Origin of the sequence: Lentilitoribacter sp. EG35, from assembly GCF_040784015.1 — a bacterium.
Classification (GTDB): Bacteria; Pseudomonadota; Alphaproteobacteria; order Rhizobiales; family Rhizobiaceae; genus Lentilitoribacter.
This window is the reverse complement of record NZ_JBFNGQ010000020.1, coordinates 1-16295: the sequence shown is the minus strand read 5'-3', so window position 1 is coordinate 16295 and position 16295 is coordinate 1. Positions and strand designations below refer to the sequence as shown.

Genomic DNA, 16295 nt, shown 5'->3' with positions numbered 1-16295 from the left:
CATACCGTTCTCTTGTTCCTTGATCATTGAAATGATCTGTTCGTCGCTAAATCTGCGCTTCATTATTTGTCTCCAATTATTGAGACAAATTCTACCATAAATGGAGGAGTTCTTGGGGCTCAGGTCACCTTGCTTAACAACAAACGCCTTTTGCGCATCCGTAAATCTTGATGCTTTCATCGCTTCCATCCTTTTCCTAACTTAAAAGGCTAAAATGAATTTCTTAATATTTTCTGGTCCAATTTACAGGGAGCTGAGCAGCGGCAAAATGTTAACGGTTTATTAGAAATCGCAGAACAACTTTAAGTGAATGTTAATAAACTGTGCCTAGGCTAACATCAAAAGATTAGATTGGTACTGAACTATGTCAAAAAATATTATGACTTTCTTCTCTCGCATTGGTACAAACGGACAAATGATGCTTGTTGAAATAACATGCGTTACTTTAATTTGCGCGACAATTGCTCACCTAACAAGTTAAACTAATTAGACAGTAGCATTCTTCTTTTAAGAACTTTCGCCTTACCACGGAAGTTATATTTCGCTGTTACGTAAACAGCTCAATTCCATTATGGAAAATACTCAAATGGTACAAAGACAATACCGTCCCCACGACCAGTTTTGACCAACCATTCATAATCTTCTTCCACTTGCGCTATACCGCCGCCAATGAAGTTGCCATTGTCATCAGTTTCCAACTCACTAGCCTTTGGTGCGCGAACCCTAGAGCCCGTTCCATTTTCAGTAACGGTATATCTTGTGCCGATAAGTTCTTTAGAGCCATAATCCATGCTACTGAACAGGAATTGAGTACGGCAAAATTCTTCACGCATTTCGTTGACGTCGTCTCCGCCATCTATCACAATACTTTCGATTTCATAGGCGGAAAGACCCAAATATCCTGCTCTTTCAAGAAACGGGAGTGACAATAATAGCGAAAGTGGTTGTGATTTTGCAGCATCACTCTCTTCTTCGCTTGCAAATTCACCAATAACGGGCCGTAAACTATTGATGATACGCGATGAAACATCGCTTCCATCAGCCTTTGTCGTTAGCTGACACAGCTCGTTAAACGCGGAAACCATATTGTCAAAGCGGCTTTTATATATTGCCACCCAATAGGAAAGGGATTCAGATAAACTGCCAGCTGCGTCGTTTGCAACAGGCCGCACCCAGATTTTGTTTACATTATCGCGACGAGCATAAATATTTTGAATTTGTTCCAGCGACAAATCCATGCTCTCATCAAGCTTTGTGGTTAATCTAGCTGAATCATTCGATGATGAAAGTTGATATTTACACCCATCCGGGACAAAATCTAATTTGATGCAGTTTTCTCGAAATTGAATCTCTGTGCGATATTTTCCAACATCATTCCACATCCGGTTCAATGTTCTATAAACGGCATCTCGTCTGGATTGGTTGGATTCAGTTGAATTGGTGTTGTTGTATGTTGATCTGATGGTCTCATCGAGCTTGCTCATTTCCAGAATTGAGGCGGCCTGCTCAAAAAATGCGCTCCGTGCATTTTTCGCAAAATTGTCCTCCGGTGCTTTTTTACCTAAAACCGCGATGGGGATATAGAAGATTTTCTTGGCATCGAGCGCGTTAAAGACGTCTCCTACATCAACTTGTTCTTTTAGCTGAGAACCGTTTTCGCCACTGGTTTGGTTCTTTTTTCGCGACCCATGATCGGCTAGATGTATAATAAACTTGACGCCAGCATTATCCCTCCAGTTTTGCTCGGACGCGCTTTTGATCAATGCGGCAAGGGAACCTTCCGGCTTGTCTTTCTCTTTGTCTTTCGGTGCGATTTGTTCAAACCGATTAGCAAATCGACCCATGTTATCAAGAGGCATTATCCCTTGGTTCGGCTCGAACCATGGCACGAGCGTTTTGTAATATAATTGCCCTAAATTTGCTCTACCATTTTGGTAATCACCATAAATATTGACTCCTACTCTTATGCTTAGATTCTCGTTTGCTGTTAAGTCTTCAACTAGAGTTCCGGCAAATTTCTCAACCGCTTGGGCAGTGGATGGAAAATAGTCTCGCATGGATTCTGTCGCATCCATTAAGATCAAGACATCAAGATTATTCAAACTATCAACGCGTTTTTGATAATCGAGACGACGTTGTTCAAATTCTTCTGCGCTTACACAATCAGTTCCGGACTGATTGCAGTTTTCGGTGGGAAGGGCAATTTGATAACCTTCTACGAGTTTAGATTGCTCTAAACTATTTTGCCGCTTCCCCGATGGTAGACTGTCAGCAAGCTCCTTGATTTTAGGCGCATCTGGCACAGAGCGCAAGACCGGATACCTTTGCCGGGATCTCCCATTAAATTCCTGAAATGGGATATAATCAAGTAATTCAGATGTTTCAAATTCGCCGGTACCGTCATCGAATTTGAGTGCCCTTAGACCACTAACCCGAGGAAAAATCGCCATTCGGCTATTCCACTCGTATAAATCGGATCGACTGACCCAGCCCACAAGGGCATTGTTTTGGATAAAGTCTTTTCCAATTAGATAATGAATTCCATCTTGTCTACCGCGAGTTTTTCCAAGCTTCCAATCATAAACGGTGTAGGTTTCGAATAGCTTTAACCCACCTTGATTTGGTTGATCTGAGGTAGGGGAATTGTAGACCGGTATTTCTTCGCCTTCGACATTAAGGTTACTGAGAACAACGCGGACGGTGAGTGTGTTCTTCGAGTTCGGGTTTTGCCCTGATAGTTTTTCGATATCCCGGACCTTTAAAGGTATAGGGCCATAGCGGAAATAAGCCGTAACCGGTTTACGAATATTATCAGGAACATCCAGAAATTTATCAATGCCTAAAAGCGCGTCTGAACCAATCCAGGTGCAAACGGTGTTGTTGTCTTGCTTCCAGGCGATAAGCCATTTTTCTCCATCGTCAGAACTACTCAAAATAGTTACGCGAGAAAATAATTGGGGAACTAGATTGGCCACTTCTGAAGATTTAAATGGTCCGATAAAACTTTCGTTTGTTTCAGTATTAACAAAAAAAGTATGCCTGAATACCCTGTGCAGTCGTTTTTCTGTATTCACTTCACCGTCCTTTAAGGAGCGAAAGGCCCTATCAGGACAGGCCGCTTCGCGTCCTGTTTCGTGTTCAGAAAATTCTGTATCGGATGCTCTTTTTAGAGCAAAAGATACATCCACAGCTCCCACTGATATAATGCTCACAACAGTTAACATTTTGAATAAATAGGCAATCTTATTCATTTGCATTACTCCCGAAAAAATCAATAATTTTATCTTTTACGGTTTTTGTTGTTTGACGCCTCAATGCGTTGGAAGATAAATTACTGGCCTCCATGACAATGCCTTCAAACTGTGCCTTGTCTTCGTTCACCCAACTATCTGCCGAGTCGCATTGATAGCCAACAATCTCATCTTCATTCATGGGTTGAGAACCATCTTCCGCAAACGGTGTTTTGATATTAGAATTTTCACTTTTGTCTCCAACAGATACAACCATAATGCGACTGTCAATCGGAAAATCACGCGCGGCCTGTGCGCCGAGTTGAATGTTGGTGAGCAAGTTGCAAATACTACTTCTATTCTCTTCTTCTGATCCAATATTTAGACCCATCGACAAGATCAGCAAGTCGGTGTTGTTCATCTTGGATATGTCGGTACTTTTTAGTTCCGCGATTTGAAGGAACTGATTTCGTAAGTCCTTCTTAAAGCTAAAATTGGCCGACTCTGATTGGTCGACAAATGCTTCAGATATTTCACTTATGATGTTTTTTTCACCGGATTCAGCTTCAAAGAATCTGTCTATCTTTTTCTGATTGGCAAAAAGCTTTGGTTCCGAGAGCGTTTCAGAACGAACGGCAAAACCGAAACGCTCGTATTGGCCGGCATCGATTATATTTTGCAATTCCCCTACCAACGCGTTCATCGTCCTTTCGCTTGCAATAAGCGGGAGCTGGAGATGATCCAATCTGGGTTGGTGTTGACTGAAAATGACAAGAAGAGTTTTCAAAACCGGGCCGACTGTGTAAGTCAGTTTTGCCCCGCCAAAGTCAGCAGAGGTTAAATTTGAAATGATTTGCTTGCCATTAAATCTACATTCCTCGTCAGAACCCAGATCTAATTCAATCGCATTGCTTCTCGGATCAGAAAAAATCAAGCGACCATTTCGAACATTTGAACTTGCAATATATAGCCCGTTTGTTTGGGTGAGAGTAATTGGACCTGGATTTCGTTTTACATTAACAAGCTTAATAGATCCATCAGATGGCAATTTCAGAACAGGTTCACAATTTCTTACAAGATTGCCCTGAGGTGATGTTAGTTCAAGACTGAGATCTTTCAAGTCGGTGTAGAAAGGCGGAATTTTCAGGTTCAATTCCGAGCCTTGTTCGTCGATATCAACTTCGATGATATCTTCTTTACCATTAAAATAAGCAACAATTTTATTGTTGCGGAACGCCTTATAAAGTTCTTTCGGTAGGTTCAAGAATTCACGACTTGTGCTCAAAAGGCCTGTTAATAATGATCTTTTGTTTTCATCCTCACCTTGGACGCCAATTTCAAGCGATGTTCCGCTACTTTCTAGTACCTCAAGGACTTTTGTTACGTTTTGTTTTGAGCCATCATCACCTAAAAATCCCCGGAGTTCGAACGAGAGCTTAATCTTTTTTGGCGGAGGTGAGCACTGATACTTCTTGTCCAAAATAACCCGTGGGGAAACTTCAATGGTCTCTGCATTGTTTGCGCGCATGCAAAATAAGGTTGCATCAGCCAATACATCAGGCAAAGAGAGGTCGAAATCGGCTATGTAAATGCAACCATCTGGCAATAATTCATCCGGTTTTGGTTTAAGACTTAAGTACCCGCTGGTAGTCATTTCAATCTTGCCAAGAGGTTCCCGTGAACCGCAATTAGCTGATATTGCCGCCCACCAAGGTCTTTTATCTAAATCTTTCTCGCGGAAATCTCGTATGACGACTAACGCGCCAAAGTAACCAATGTCGCGTGGTATTGGAACCGCGTTTTCGGCATCATTTTTGCTATTATCGTTCGACTGTTCGTCACCAATCTGTTTTCCTTTAATTAAAAATTCGCTATTTCCTGATGCGCTTTGTTTCGTCCCGATACGGGAAGTGGTCTCACCCAAATTAGTAGTGGGGTTCTTACCCTCTGCGCTAGGAGAAAAACTATTTTGATTCTTACTAAGAAATTGAGATAACTCACTATGTTTCCGCTTTATCTTTTCCGAGTTGCAATTATCCTCGTTGTCGCAAATATAAAGAACATCATATTCTCTTTTGAATGTTGAATAATTTCTATCAGGAGCGGTTTGAATTGTGATTGATTTAGCCGCAAAACTGTAGTTTTTAGGTTTGCCTTTTAAACTATACGTAATTGAACGGAGTTGTTCTATAGTTAGCTTACTATTGTTCTGATCCAAAAAGGAAAGTTTCATATTATCCAGCTCTTCACCGGAGATATCTTGGTTAAAATGAGCCAAATATAATAGATTTGGTAACTCATTTTTATCGCCGTTTGAAGGTTCTGAGAACGTGGTCAATGCTCTAAGATGATAGGATACATCTTCACTGTTATGTTTTTTAACGGTTTCAAAGTCGTGTTTGGTAAGACTGATAACATTTGAATATTCAAGTTGATTTTTGTGATTTTTTGGAACCTCGATTTGTTTTATTGAGATTAATTTCCCCTCAAATCTCGGAGGTTTAGCGTCTATAAATATGCTTACAGGTCTAGCGTTGGCCGAAAACAAGTTGAAGCCTAGAATTATTGCCGTGAGCAGGAAAGTCCAAATGGCTCTTTGAAAATTGAGTGAGGGCAGGTCACAACAAAAAACTTTCATTTAGCTATCCTCCAAAATCACCAGACCGGTTTGTTTGTCTCCGACAAAGGGCATGAATTTCCATGTCGAATAGTCGGGCTTATCCGCAACACACAGATATATTCCTCCCAATTCTTCCGGTGTGACCCAGAAGCCTTCGTCTGCCAATTTGTCAGTAGTTTGGCTATTATCAACTATGAGAGCACCAATTCGACCGCATTCTTGATTAAGATCTGAGCCTTGCCCCGCTATTTTGGGTAGCTCCTTAGCGTCTAATTCAGATCGATTTGATAGGATTGGGCCATTGTCATCTAATTTGATGGCATATTGGCTGTTTAGTGCAATCCCGCATATCTTTAATTGATTTATTGATTTGTCGATGGATATCCCAGCTAAATCTTGAACGATTTGGTCAATTTGGCGATTTGTATCATTTTTTCCTATCTGAGTTACCTTAATTTCTATGCCGGTTTCTGAAAACCACTGCGCGTCAACCTCCTCACATGGAGCATCAAATAGTCCTGTAAGCCGATTAAGTATTGTCTGCTTAATTGCTGTTCTTAAGGCATTTGATTGCTTAACAAGTTGCTCACGTTGGTCTTCACTTTTTTGTAACTCAGCTTCGAGTTCGGAAATAGCTGTGCCTAAGGGTGGTGACGATGGGGTTCGTTCAGGTTCACAAACAGGTACATCTTTCAGTTTTTCCAACACATTCTGCAGTCGAATTTCCATGTCACTTGCAATAGACTGACAAGAGCTGATTTTTGATTGCTCTTGACCAAATACCGCGTTTGTCGTGGTAAGTATTGTCCCTAAAACAAAAAGGAATTTGACCAAAGAATGGGGTAAGGAAAAGTTGTTTTTCATTAGGTTGTCTCCTGCAATTCAGCCGATATGTTTAAGCGGTTCACCCTGAATGTGATCGCCGTCGTCAAAACGATCCATGAACCAACGAAGGTACCCAGGACACCAAAGGACACTAGCAGCAAGTTGCTGATATTGAATGTTTCGATTTCAATAAGATTTCCGCCGACCGTGAGGAGAGTCGGACCAATAAATACGGCAATCAAGATCGTATATATCGCCACGAAAACTACTGGCATAAGCATTGCTGAAAAAACAAAGCATAGTAACTGTACGAAATTACAGCCAAAGGCTCTGACAACAGCTATTTCACGCCGAAGTGTCTCGATGATTTGAGTTGTAATGAGGTACAGAACCGCTAAAACAATAAAAAATACTGCAGTTGTGAGTGAGTTTATGATGATTGACAGAAAATTTGCAGCCTGCAGTACTTTCCTTAAAGCGGTGTAGCCTGGGACTGTTTTAATCAGTCCATCTTCCACCATGTGATCAATTTCAGACAAAGATTCTTGCCTATTTTCCTTATCTAACCAAATTGCGGCGATCTTGTAATCGACATTAATCGACGTTCCTTTGGTCTCGAGCAGCTCACCACCGGTTTGCCCAAACACTGCATCATATTTGCGTGTATCAAATGGGGGGATATCCTTGATAATACCCTTAATGCGTACCGGTAAATCATCGCTTGTGTCTTTGCTGGTAAATTTCACATCTATGCAAAGCCAAGTAGGTGCAATATTTACATTGTTTTCGAGAAAAAATTGATATCTGTCCAGGCTTAATAAAATTTCCGAAACGGGTGGTTCGAAAACAGTACCGATGTCTGACGTGTTGACCATCTCAAATTCAATGTTTGCAAGATCGGGAGGCGCATCTTGAAACTCGTTCGGTGTTCCAAAGAATTCCTCATCCAGCGGGGAATATTGCAGTCCGGACGCAAAATATTCCTCGCGAGTTGGAGCTACGATCGAAATTTCATTATAGTTTAGATGATCAGTCGAACATTGCTGTAATCTGTCTGAATTTTGCGGCTGATTTGGGACATAGGCTCTAACCCCAAGTTTATGATATCGTCCAAATACATTCACATCGCTGCCATAGTTCGTTTTGAATGTTTCCGAGACGTCAAATCTCTCACGGATCTGAGAAATGAGCTCATCTGAAAATAACGAACTAGATCCACTTTGTACCAAGACAGGTTGAACAGCAGGGTCGTTCATTCGGTTTTCAAATTCAGAACTAATTATCGATTGGACGAATACGAAAACGATTGCAATAATAATCAAGACAAACAAAGTCGATATGTAAAGCAAGGCGGGCAAGGACAATTTGAACACCGTCCGATTTAATATTAAACCAAAACTGGCCAATACCAGTACGACCAATGTAGTTAGTAGAATTGGATATTGAAGAATTGCAGTGGTTGAAGGAAGCCAAATAGCTAATGTGGTTCCAAATTCAATGCTGAAAAATGTTCTATATGCATTCAGAATGACAATAATGAAAACAGCCAGCCCCAATGCATAAAGAAATGCTTCCACAAAACCGAGAATAACAGGAGAGAAATTAGAACTTGAAGTAGATGGACTATCAGTCCCGCGCATAATCGACATACCCACTCTAGTGAAAACAGAATAGGCATAAGCTCGACTAGCAGATTGCTGAGACAGTTTTTGCGACAGAGCTTCCTTGATTTCCGGATTGATTATTGGGGAAGAACATAAAGGTGAAATTCGTTTGTTATTGTCACTCTTTGGAGGTTCTGTCCTATCTTGATCGTGACTGTCAAAGACCAATTCATCGATGGCGCTTTTCTCTTTCGGGTTGATCATAGGCCATTGATAAGTAGGCAAAAGTACGCCTGCATTCTGCTCATCATCTTTCTGCAAAACAATGAGCTCATCAGCATATTTCGTTACCAAGCTGTGATCGTGCGAAACAATGATTAAAGTCCTTGACGGACAGTTATTTTTCCAGCGAAGCAGTGCATCCATTGCAAAAGACGCAGACCGTTTATCCAAGTTCGCTGTCGGTTCATCCGCAAAGATGATTGAGGGTTCACGCAATAATGCACGTGCAATGGCCGCTCGTTGCTTCATGCCACCTGACAAAACGCGAGAAGGCAAGTCGAGACGTTCGCTGTCGATGCCAAGATCCTGCCAAAGCTCTTTAATTTTTTTATCTGCTTTGGGTTGGGAGGCCGTCGCGATGGACAATTCGAGATTGGCTTTTGAACTTGCAGAGCCAATCAACAGCGCATCTTGAAAAACAAAACCAATGGAACGACGAATTTTCGACCAACCATCAGCTTCATGTGTATCGATGCTCACTAATTCCCCATTTGAAAAATAGGCAATGTTCAGCTCAGTATCATCCTCTATCACTTCAGACAGCTGCATTCCCGATACAAGATGCAGGAGCGTTGTTTTTCCGCATCCAGACTTACCTAATATTGCAGTTGTCTTGCCCATGGATATGTCAAGATGTGGAATCGAAACTCCGCCGGTACCACCAAAAGTCTGCTTTAGGCGCCGTATAGAAATCGCTGGAACGGTCATAGCTCCACTGCTTGCAGTGTCAGCTTTCATTGTTTCGTCAAGCCTTCAATGGTCGCTTCAATTTGAGATAGAATTTCTAAGGACCTATCAAAAACACGTTTATCAATCGACTCAATTACTGGTAGAGTAACGAATGCTTCCCCGTCGCCTGTCACAGCATTATTCTGACACACTTGGATCTTAACTTCCAATTCGTTCTTTTGCTCAATCAGGAAATTGACTTTGTTTTTTGAAGTTTCATTGACGAGTTTTTCACCCTCCAGTTGCCGTTGACAAGTCCACAATTCATTTTGAGTTTCCGAATTATTTGCAATATTATCAGATGTTTGTCCAAAGACATTCACTGGTAAAAATGTTGCAGCAACCAAAACTGCCAAAAAATTACATTTAATTCGAACCAACATACCTTAATACCCAAAAATGACATTTACGATTGAAACATTTGCATGAATGTGTATTTATAGTTTAGACAAGTTTTGCGCGAGGACAAGTGCTTGATTAAAAAGTTTAACGAAATATTAACTGTACTTATAGTTGTTTTGCCGTTTGCCCATGCTCCATCTTTGGCGCAAAATTCTTATCCTGAAGTGTGTTCTGCGGAGAATTCTTCGTTAGGTTCGTGCCCTCAAACTTGCCTTCCTGCTTGTCAGGATGTAAGTTTTTCAACCAGTTCCACTGAAGTTTCAGATATGTGCGATAAGGTCATCGCGGCCAGTGCAATTGGGAAGTCTGATCAGGATTTTTGCGATCCCAACAAAGCAACAACCAGTATGGTGCCAGAGTTGGCAATCAACGAAAATTGGTACGAGGAGTTAAAGGCGCAATGTCGGGCCGACATTAAAATTCGCGAGTCTAACGTGAACATCAAAAACCCCATCCCTTCATGTGCCGGAAATTTTGACATTTTAGAGTGCCAGATTAACGGGATTGTTAATGCTACTCAGCCGTTTTCTGATTTGGATGCAAAGTTCTCGAATATCAAATTCGACGAAAATATGTGTAAGATACAAGAGTCAGATTTCACAGAAGCGAACACATTTGCGAAAAATTTATCAGCGCCTTTAGGTCGCCTGGAAGCGGCTTTGGATAAGGAGCGAAGCTGCCATAAAGAAGTCGGAAAATGGATTGAACAATTGCAATGTGATCCAACAGACAATTCATGCAGCGTCGATGCTATTAGGCGCCTTATCTATAGTCTTGTCGCTAAATTAGATCCAAGTGTCAAAAAGGCTTCTAAAATTCCGCTCATTATAAGAAACGCAGAATCTGTCGTTAAGCGCATCGAGAATGGTTATTCAACCTATCAATTTGCTTGTTAGAAAAGGGTATTAGTATGAAGAAATTTTTAGTTGTATTATTTGTATTTAGTCTCTCAGTGATAGCTCCAGCAATGGCGCAAGAAAAGGATGAGACTGTTTTAGATCTCATCAGTGCATCTGAGTTTCTTAAGAAACAAAGGCAAGTTGTTAGTGAGCTGCAAGCGGCAATTGAAGAAGATGTCAAAAGTGCAGAAGAAGCAGAAGCTGTGTTTGATAAAATGATCGAGTCTTATCAGGAATTTATCAATACTGTTGGTTCAGAAAGTGAAAATGCAGCGGAATTCGATAGGTTTATCGCTTTATATCAAGGGTTTGCAGATGATGAAGTTGCCAAAGGTAACGATGAAGACGCTGCTGCGCTGCTGAAGATTGCTGAAGATGCAGCTGCTATCAAGATTAATTTCATAAATGAAGCTGCGAAATCTGTGACAATCATTGAACAGCTTAAACAGGAAAAAAGTAAAGCCGTAACACGGTTCAGAATTAGACAAGGTCAAAAGGTCATTGAAGGATACAAATCCCAGTATCAAGCCTTGGTTGCGACCAACAACGAGATGGATAAAATTTTAAAAGACGCTCAGAGTGGTGGTGGCATAACTATAAAGACCGAAGCTGTTCAAGAGTAATTCATATAGGTGGTTCTGGTATGCGAACAAGTATTTTATTTGCTGCAATAGGCCTTGGTTCTTTGGTCACCAGCTCCACCCTCTCATTTGCTGACAAAATTGATGCTGGTTTATATTGCACTGATAATGAAATTATTGTTGATCAACTTAAAATCATCACTGCATCTATTACATCTATAAAAGCGTTATCTAATGCATTGGAACAAGAGGTCACTAGGCTTGAGGAAATCATTAATCAAGGGGAAGAAGATCAATCAACTTATGCCTTATTGGACGAATTTTTACGTCAACAAGATGAAATAAACCGACAATTGGATCAAATGAATGCGTTTATGTTCCGGCATTGCCAGCAGGAAAAGAACTCGTAGAAGTCAGCAGGTAGTATGATATCCCAAAAGATAAACACATTAAGGGCTCTGATTGCTTGGTGCTTTGTTTTTCTTGGCTTTTGGCTATTGGGTCGAGACTTCTTGTCTCAAACCATCATGGAAATGATTGTGCAAGACAATCGAATAGATAAGATCGCGACAAGACTGTTTCGCAATGAGTATCAACAATTGATGCTGGTTATATTAAGTGGAACAATCACCTTCATCCTTTTTCAGCTATGGGCTGCGCGAATTGAATTTGAATTCAGGTCACGACATGGTATTTGTCCGGCGTATGCACCCATTATAGCAGCTTTATCGGGGCGATCTCCCAGCTTTTGGGATAGAAAAAAAGTGAGTTATTATGGTGATGAAGGTTTATCAGAATTAAACTATAATGCATCCGCAAGTAAGTTGCCAATAAGTACTGTTTTATGGCTCTTTCCAATGCTGGGCTTTTTAGGAACAGTTTATGGGTTGTCAGGTGCCGTCGCTGATTTAAGCACAATATCAAATACTACAGGTGGTTTGACAGCGGAAAAAATTGCGCCGGTTTTCAGAAATCTTGATGTTGCTTTCGATACAACAATACAAGGTATAATATCCGCAATTATTGTCTCGGTATTTGCAATATCTTTAGATATGAATCTGACAAGGATAAAGGCGGCAAGACCTAAAAAGTTCCTTCAGGAAACAGCATGTGAGGATGAAATTTGAACTATCAGTCTTCTGGGTCAATTGTAATCGTTGATGCAATGTTTTGTATGGTTGCGATCCTCATAATATTGATAACTGTTGTGCCGAAACAGCCGAAAAAAGTAGGCTACCTTCCTCAAGCTGATTTAACAATCGAGTGCTCCGGATCTGGTTATCGCGATATAAAATTGTATGTCATGGAACCAGAAGCACCTAGAGTTTCGTTTGAAACACCAAGAATAAATAATCAACGAGTTCAAATGCTTAGGTCTTACCTTGAGGGAAAATTATACAACCATACATCGACCATTGCAAATGTCTTGCTGGTGGCCAGAGGACAAGCATTCCTGCAATGTCAAAGCCTCTTTACATGTGCTTTTACCCGACCTGAAACTTGTGACAGTCTCGAAGTTACAGCAGAAGATCGAAGTTCAGCTATCCCATCGTTTAAAATCATTTACAAACAGGGACAGGCAGATGGCGGATGAAGAAGAACAAATTGATCAAGACGAGTCTGGTTCTCAGCTTGACATCGCTACGTCTTTTCTATCGATAATCCTATTATATTTTATTGTCCTAGTTGCTCAGACTGCCACATCAGGCATTGGTGATGTTGACTATGAATATTATCAGGAAGATGTCGAAAACCAGACGATGGCATTCAAGCGATTTCGCCCAATAAATCCAATCAAAAAATTTTGGTATGTAGAACAAGGTCTCGCCACTGAAATAGTGTTTTCTGACATTGCGCAATTATTGCTTGAAATAAACGGAAATACTCTAGAAAGGCAGCTTGCTGATGGAACTAATATTTCAATATCATGGGGCAATGAACTCGGTGTTACAGGGTATACAGTGGAAATCAGCCGCCCAAAGAAAAGCACACTATTGCCGGTAACAGGTGATTTTTGGGGAGCACAATATAGTTCTGAGCAATTTGGCAATTTGAAATTTGCGACGCAGGATACGGTGTTTATCGAGCGATCGTCGGCGCAAGAAGAGTTGAACTTATTAGCAAGACTGACTGAAGATGGGACGGGACCACAGATTGTTTTTACCAATCCCTCAAAGAGTGAAGGTAGACAAACATTTTTGATTGCGCGTTCATCGGGCAACTTTGGTACAATGGGACAGTTTAGATGAAAAAGCTTGGCGTTCTCATCATAATAATTCTAGGCACTTATACCGGTTCAGTACACGCGGAATGTCTCATTGATGAAGAGACAGTACAAGAGGTTAATGTCGCACAAGAAAAAATATGCAGACAGCAAAGCCGAACCGGGTTAACCCTGTCGCTTACTGCGAGAAGCACTACTGTATGCGAAAATAAGTCCATGCCAATCTTGGCACCTGCGGTTAAAAAGGCGGGTTGTTCCTGCGTTAGCGGTCAAAACAATGCAGACAGCGTAGGTGACTTGATTTTCATGCGAAATGGACAAGTGATGCAGAAATTTGATCAATTGTTTGCAAAGCGTCTGACAGCTGCCCATTTATCGCAGGATGTTCAAACCGCACAAAAAATTCTGGAGACCGATTTATCAGCATTAAACAGTGAAAGGAGTTTGTATTCTGGGCTTCTTATCACTCAGATTGCTTTTCGATTACAGTCGGATGAGGCTGGGCAATGGCTAGAATTTACCCGCAAGGCTGCAGATCGCCGTACTTTAGAACTTGCTGATGTTTATTTTTTTCAATCGTTGGAATTATATTCGAGTGGAAAGTATGATGATGCTTTGCGGCTAATCAACAAAGCCATTGAGATTGAGCCAAAGTTTTTCAACGCACATATGATGGGAATTGTAATTGCACTTGAGCTCTGGTCAGCCACATCTGATTATGAGTGTTCAAGTTCGCTCTTAGACGTTCTTGGGCGGATTAGTAAATTGATGCAGCTATCACCATGCCCTGTTCAAGCGGCACATGTTGAGGCGTCTTTACGTACATTAAACGGTATTTCGCCAGAAGATCCATTGTTAGGTTTACTACGTTTCGCATTAGCAAAATTGTCGAAGTCACAGTCGGCGATTAAGCATTTGGGTGATGAAGCGAAAATGCTAGCAAGTAATGTGCAACAAAAGAACGGGTGTGAAGTTAGAATACTGGAGGAGATAATCGAACTTGAAAATCAACAGTTCTAGCAATTTATCCTTTCTTGCCAATGTAATTTTTGTAGGCTTTTCAATTTGGTCTATTGGAGAATTGAACAACACAAAACTGTTCGACTTCATGCCAACAGCATCTTTTGCAGCTCTCATTCTTGTATCTGCATTTGTACTGATGATTAATGGTTGGATCTTGATTTTCAAACTAGCAAGTATGAACTTTCTGATCATACCTGCCGTCCATGGCATTTCACAAATTATCACACCATTTGTGGTGAATTTAGATCAGATTTTTTTACATGTCTTAAGTGTACTGATTTGGTTGAGTTTGTTTCTTGGTTTCCAAAATTTAATGAGAATAAGACGAAGACAATATAGTGAAATCATGCCACTGTTCATTTTAAGTATCACATTTTTGAACTGGATAATAGCATCAATTTATCATGAGTACTATCTCCAGGTGTTGATTCAGGCTAGTTGCGGTGTCGTTCTATCGATCTTTATCCGATATCATTCCAGCCAGCCAAAACGCCATGAATTCTAAGAGTGATAGATTTGCGTTGAGAGGCAATGTTAATGTCAGCCCAAAAATTAATAATCCTGTAAAACAAAGAAAATAAAAATCCCGGAGAGGATTCTGCGCCATGTCGCTGTTCTGAATCTGTCTTTTTTTAGCTACTTTAAGATCCATTCTATTTTCTTCAACTATCACGGCATTTTGTTGCATGACGCTTTCCTTGACATTCAGTGCTAACTGTCAGGCATTTGCGCTTATGGAACAGATCGGTTTGATTTCGTAAGAGAGTGATCAGGATTGGAGCCACTCTAAGCGGGAGGCGAACTTAATAAAATCGGAACACGTTGCAGGAGTAGCAATAAATTCTCCTTCGCGAACAATCACCGAGTTAAGGTGCGTTAAGTCGACCTGTTTATTAGTTTCAGTTTGGTAATAATACGCATCATTCAGGTTAAAAAAGCCAATAAAAAGCGATTGCCCGCTTACATTAGAGAGCTTAAGGCGATTTATGTATGGCAACGTGAGATTGGACCGGTCTCTAAAACTATCTTGTCCACTTATTATATACCCATCTGTGACCGCAGTTGAATTGTGCGCACTTAGATATTCAACTTGGCTAATTGAAGCAATCGAGTCATTTAAAGTCACAATGCAATCCGGACACCTAATACTTTTAATCAGGCTATTTGTAACATTTAGATTAATGCGGTTCCTAATATTAAGATTGCCGACATAGACACCTTCCAATGAAACAATGTGACCATCAAATAGTCGATCAGCTCTATCTAATGCCAAAAGAGCGCCCAGACGTACGGAATGATTATCATCCTCTAAGAGGTGAAATAACGCAGACGTAACTTTGTCTGCTATTTGAGAAAACTGGGCTAACCCTGCAATCGCTGCGATTACAGAGGGATTAGGCGCGGTCGCCAAAGCAGATTTGCCACCACTGAGAGCACTCTCAAATCCAGTACGAACATCACATTCTTCGTCGTGAACCCAAAAGTCTAAATCTGGAATTGTCGCGTTCTCCAATCCGATTTTCAGGCGATCTCTAAAATCCGCTGTAAGGCCAAGACCAATCAACTCATTCTGAACATCAGTTCGACTACCTTGTAGTTTAATCTCTTTTCTCTGTTCAATTAGCTCATTCGTTTGCTCTTTCAATCGTTTATTTTGCTCGAAAAGAAGAACGGTACCTGCAAATCCACCAAACGCTACTAGTAACGCGATATTGGTACCGATGACCCAGCGATAAAAGTTATTCCAAGTGTCCAGCCCCTATATTATGTGCCATTATTTAGAAGAGTTTCTGGGACGGGTGGCCTCATGTTTAGTGCCTGATGCGGTCTGATTGTGTTGTATTGTTTCACCCATTTATTGATAACAATTTTAGCC

At 40.9% G+C, this 16295-nt stretch carries 16 protein-coding genes; 7 read left to right on the top strand and 9 right to left on the bottom strand.

Features of this window, described 5'->3' with window-relative positions:
• From AB2J24_RS19565 to AB2J24_RS19540, 6 genes are all read right to left on the bottom strand, one after another.
• Positions 1-180, bottom strand: a 180-nt coding sequence (locus AB2J24_RS19565) for a hypothetical protein (protein ID WP_367386770.1), incomplete at its 3' end; no start/stop codon positions are given.
• A 389-nt stretch (positions 181-569) separates the two neighbouring features.
• Positions 570-3251, bottom strand: coding sequence for a vWA domain-containing protein (locus tag AB2J24_RS19560; RefSeq protein WP_367386769.1), 2682 nt, complete (start codon positions 3249-3251; stop codon positions 570-572).
• Positions 3244-5868 carry a hypothetical protein gene (locus AB2J24_RS19555; RefSeq protein WP_367386768.1) on the bottom strand — a complete coding sequence of 875 codons (2625 nt, stop codon included), beginning with the start codon at positions 5866-5868 and terminating at the stop codon, positions 3244-3246. The genes AB2J24_RS19560 and AB2J24_RS19555 overlap by 8 nt, the downstream gene beginning before the upstream one ends.
• Positions 5869-6714, bottom strand: coding sequence for a hypothetical protein (locus tag AB2J24_RS19550; protein WP_367386767.1), 846 nt, complete (start codon positions 6712-6714; stop codon positions 5869-5871).
• Positions 6714-9299 (bottom strand): ABC transporter ATP-binding protein, encoded by a 2586-nt coding sequence (locus tag AB2J24_RS19545; RefSeq protein ID WP_367386766.1) that lies wholly within the window; start codon positions 9297-9299, stop codon positions 6714-6716. The genes AB2J24_RS19550 and AB2J24_RS19545 overlap by 1 nt, the downstream gene beginning before the upstream one ends.
• Positions 9296-9673, bottom strand: a complete 378-nt coding sequence (locus AB2J24_RS19540) for a hypothetical protein (RefSeq protein ID WP_367386765.1) — start codon at positions 9671-9673, stop codon at positions 9296-9298. Before AB2J24_RS19540 ends, AB2J24_RS19545 begins: the two co-directional genes overlap by 4 nt.
• A 90-nt stretch (positions 9674-9763) precedes the next feature.
• Between AB2J24_RS19540 and AB2J24_RS19535 the strand changes: the two genes are divergently transcribed.
• The 7 genes from AB2J24_RS19535 (at position 9764) to AB2J24_RS19505 (ending at position 14416) form a co-directional block, all read left to right on the top strand.
• Positions 9764-10588, top strand: coding sequence for a hypothetical protein (locus AB2J24_RS19535; RefSeq protein WP_367386764.1), 825 nt, complete (start codon positions 9764-9766; stop codon positions 10586-10588).
• A gap of 14 nt (positions 10589-10602) precedes the next feature.
• Positions 10603-11214, top strand: coding sequence for a hypothetical protein (locus AB2J24_RS19530; protein WP_367386763.1), 612 nt, complete (start codon positions 10603-10605; stop codon positions 11212-11214).
• 20 nt (positions 11215-11234) lie between these two features.
• Complete coding sequence (locus tag AB2J24_RS19525) at positions 11235-11582, top strand: hypothetical protein (protein ID WP_367386762.1); 348 nt, start codon at positions 11235-11237, stop codon at positions 11580-11582.
• A gap of 117 nt (positions 11583-11699) precedes the next feature.
• On the top strand, positions 11700-12299 hold the full coding sequence (locus AB2J24_RS19520; RefSeq protein WP_367386761.1) for a MotA/TolQ/ExbB proton channel family protein: 600 nt from the start codon (positions 11700-11702) through the stop codon (positions 12297-12299).
• A complete protein-coding gene (locus AB2J24_RS19515) occupies positions 12296-12766 on the top strand; it encodes a hypothetical protein (RefSeq protein WP_367386760.1) in 471 nt (156 codons plus the stop codon). Before AB2J24_RS19520 ends, AB2J24_RS19515 begins: the two co-directional genes overlap by 4 nt.
• Positions 12756-13421, top strand: a complete 666-nt coding sequence (locus AB2J24_RS19510; RefSeq protein ID WP_367386759.1) for a hypothetical protein — start codon at positions 12756-12758, stop codon at positions 13419-13421. Before AB2J24_RS19515 ends, AB2J24_RS19510 begins: the two co-directional genes overlap by 11 nt.
• The gene (locus AB2J24_RS19505) at positions 13418-14416 is read left to right on the top strand and encodes a hypothetical protein (protein ID WP_367386758.1); all 999 of its coding nucleotides are present in this window, start codon (positions 13418-13420) and stop codon (positions 14414-14416) included. Before AB2J24_RS19510 ends, AB2J24_RS19505 begins: the two co-directional genes overlap by 4 nt.
• 454 nt (positions 14417-14870) lie before the next feature.
• Here AB2J24_RS19505 and AB2J24_RS19500 read toward each other — a convergent pair whose 3' ends face one another.
• From AB2J24_RS19500 to AB2J24_RS19490, 3 genes are all read right to left on the bottom strand, one after another.
• Positions 14871-15107: a hypothetical protein gene (locus tag AB2J24_RS19500; protein ID WP_367386757.1), complete on the bottom strand. Its 237-nt coding sequence runs from the start codon at positions 15105-15107 to the stop codon at positions 14871-14873.
• 81 nt (positions 15108-15188) lie between these two features.
• Positions 15189-16064, bottom strand: a complete 876-nt coding sequence (locus AB2J24_RS19495; RefSeq protein WP_367386756.1) for a HEAT repeat domain-containing protein — start codon at positions 16062-16064, stop codon at positions 15189-15191.
• A gap of 119 nt (positions 16065-16183) precedes the next feature.
• Positions 16184-16282 carry an integrase core domain-containing protein gene (locus AB2J24_RS19490; protein WP_367386771.1) on the bottom strand — a complete coding sequence of 33 codons (99 nt, stop codon included), beginning with the start codon at positions 16280-16282 and terminating at the stop codon, positions 16184-16186.
• Positions 16283-16295 lie beyond the last annotated feature (13 nt).

Excerpts from the sequence above, each read along its gene's own strand:
- AB2J24_RS19545 (WP_367386766.1), bottom strand. The coding sequence starts at position 9,299 with ATGAAAGCTGACACTGCAAGCAGTGGAGCTATGACCGTTCCAGCGATT.
- AB2J24_RS19500 (WP_367386757.1), bottom strand. The coding sequence starts at position 15,107 with ATGCAACAAAATGCCGTGATAGTTGAAGAAAATAGAATGGATCTTAAA.
- AB2J24_RS19510 (WP_367386759.1), top strand. The coding sequence starts at position 12,756 with ATGGCGGATGAAGAAGAACAAATTGATCAAGACGAGTCTGGTTCTCAG.
- AB2J24_RS19505 (WP_367386758.1), top strand. The coding sequence starts at position 13,418 with ATGAAAAAGCTTGGCGTTCTCATCATAATAATTCTAGGCACTTATACC.
- AB2J24_RS19525 (WP_367386762.1), top strand. The coding sequence starts at position 11,235 with ATGCGAACAAGTATTTTATTTGCTGCAATAGGCCTTGGTTCTTTGGTC.
- AB2J24_RS19550 (WP_367386767.1), bottom strand. The coding sequence starts at position 6,714 with ATGAAAAACAACTTTTCCTTACCCCATTCTTTGGTCAAATTCCTTTTT.
- AB2J24_RS19555 (WP_367386768.1), bottom strand. The coding sequence starts at position 5,868 with ATGAAAGTTTTTTGTTGTGACCTGCCCTCACTCAATTTTCAAAGAGCC.
- AB2J24_RS19540 (WP_367386765.1), bottom strand. The coding sequence starts at position 9,673 with ATGTTGGTTCGAATTAAATGTAATTTTTTGGCAGTTTTGGTTGCTGCA.
- AB2J24_RS19530 (WP_367386763.1), top strand. The coding sequence starts at position 10,603 with ATGAAGAAATTTTTAGTTGTATTATTTGTATTTAGTCTCTCAGTGATA.
- AB2J24_RS19560 (WP_367386769.1), bottom strand. The coding sequence starts at position 3,251 with ATGAATAAGATTGCCTATTTATTCAAAATGTTAACTGTTGTGAGCATT.
- AB2J24_RS19520 (WP_367386761.1), top strand. The coding sequence starts at position 11,700 with ATGGAAATGATTGTGCAAGACAATCGAATAGATAAGATCGCGACAAGA.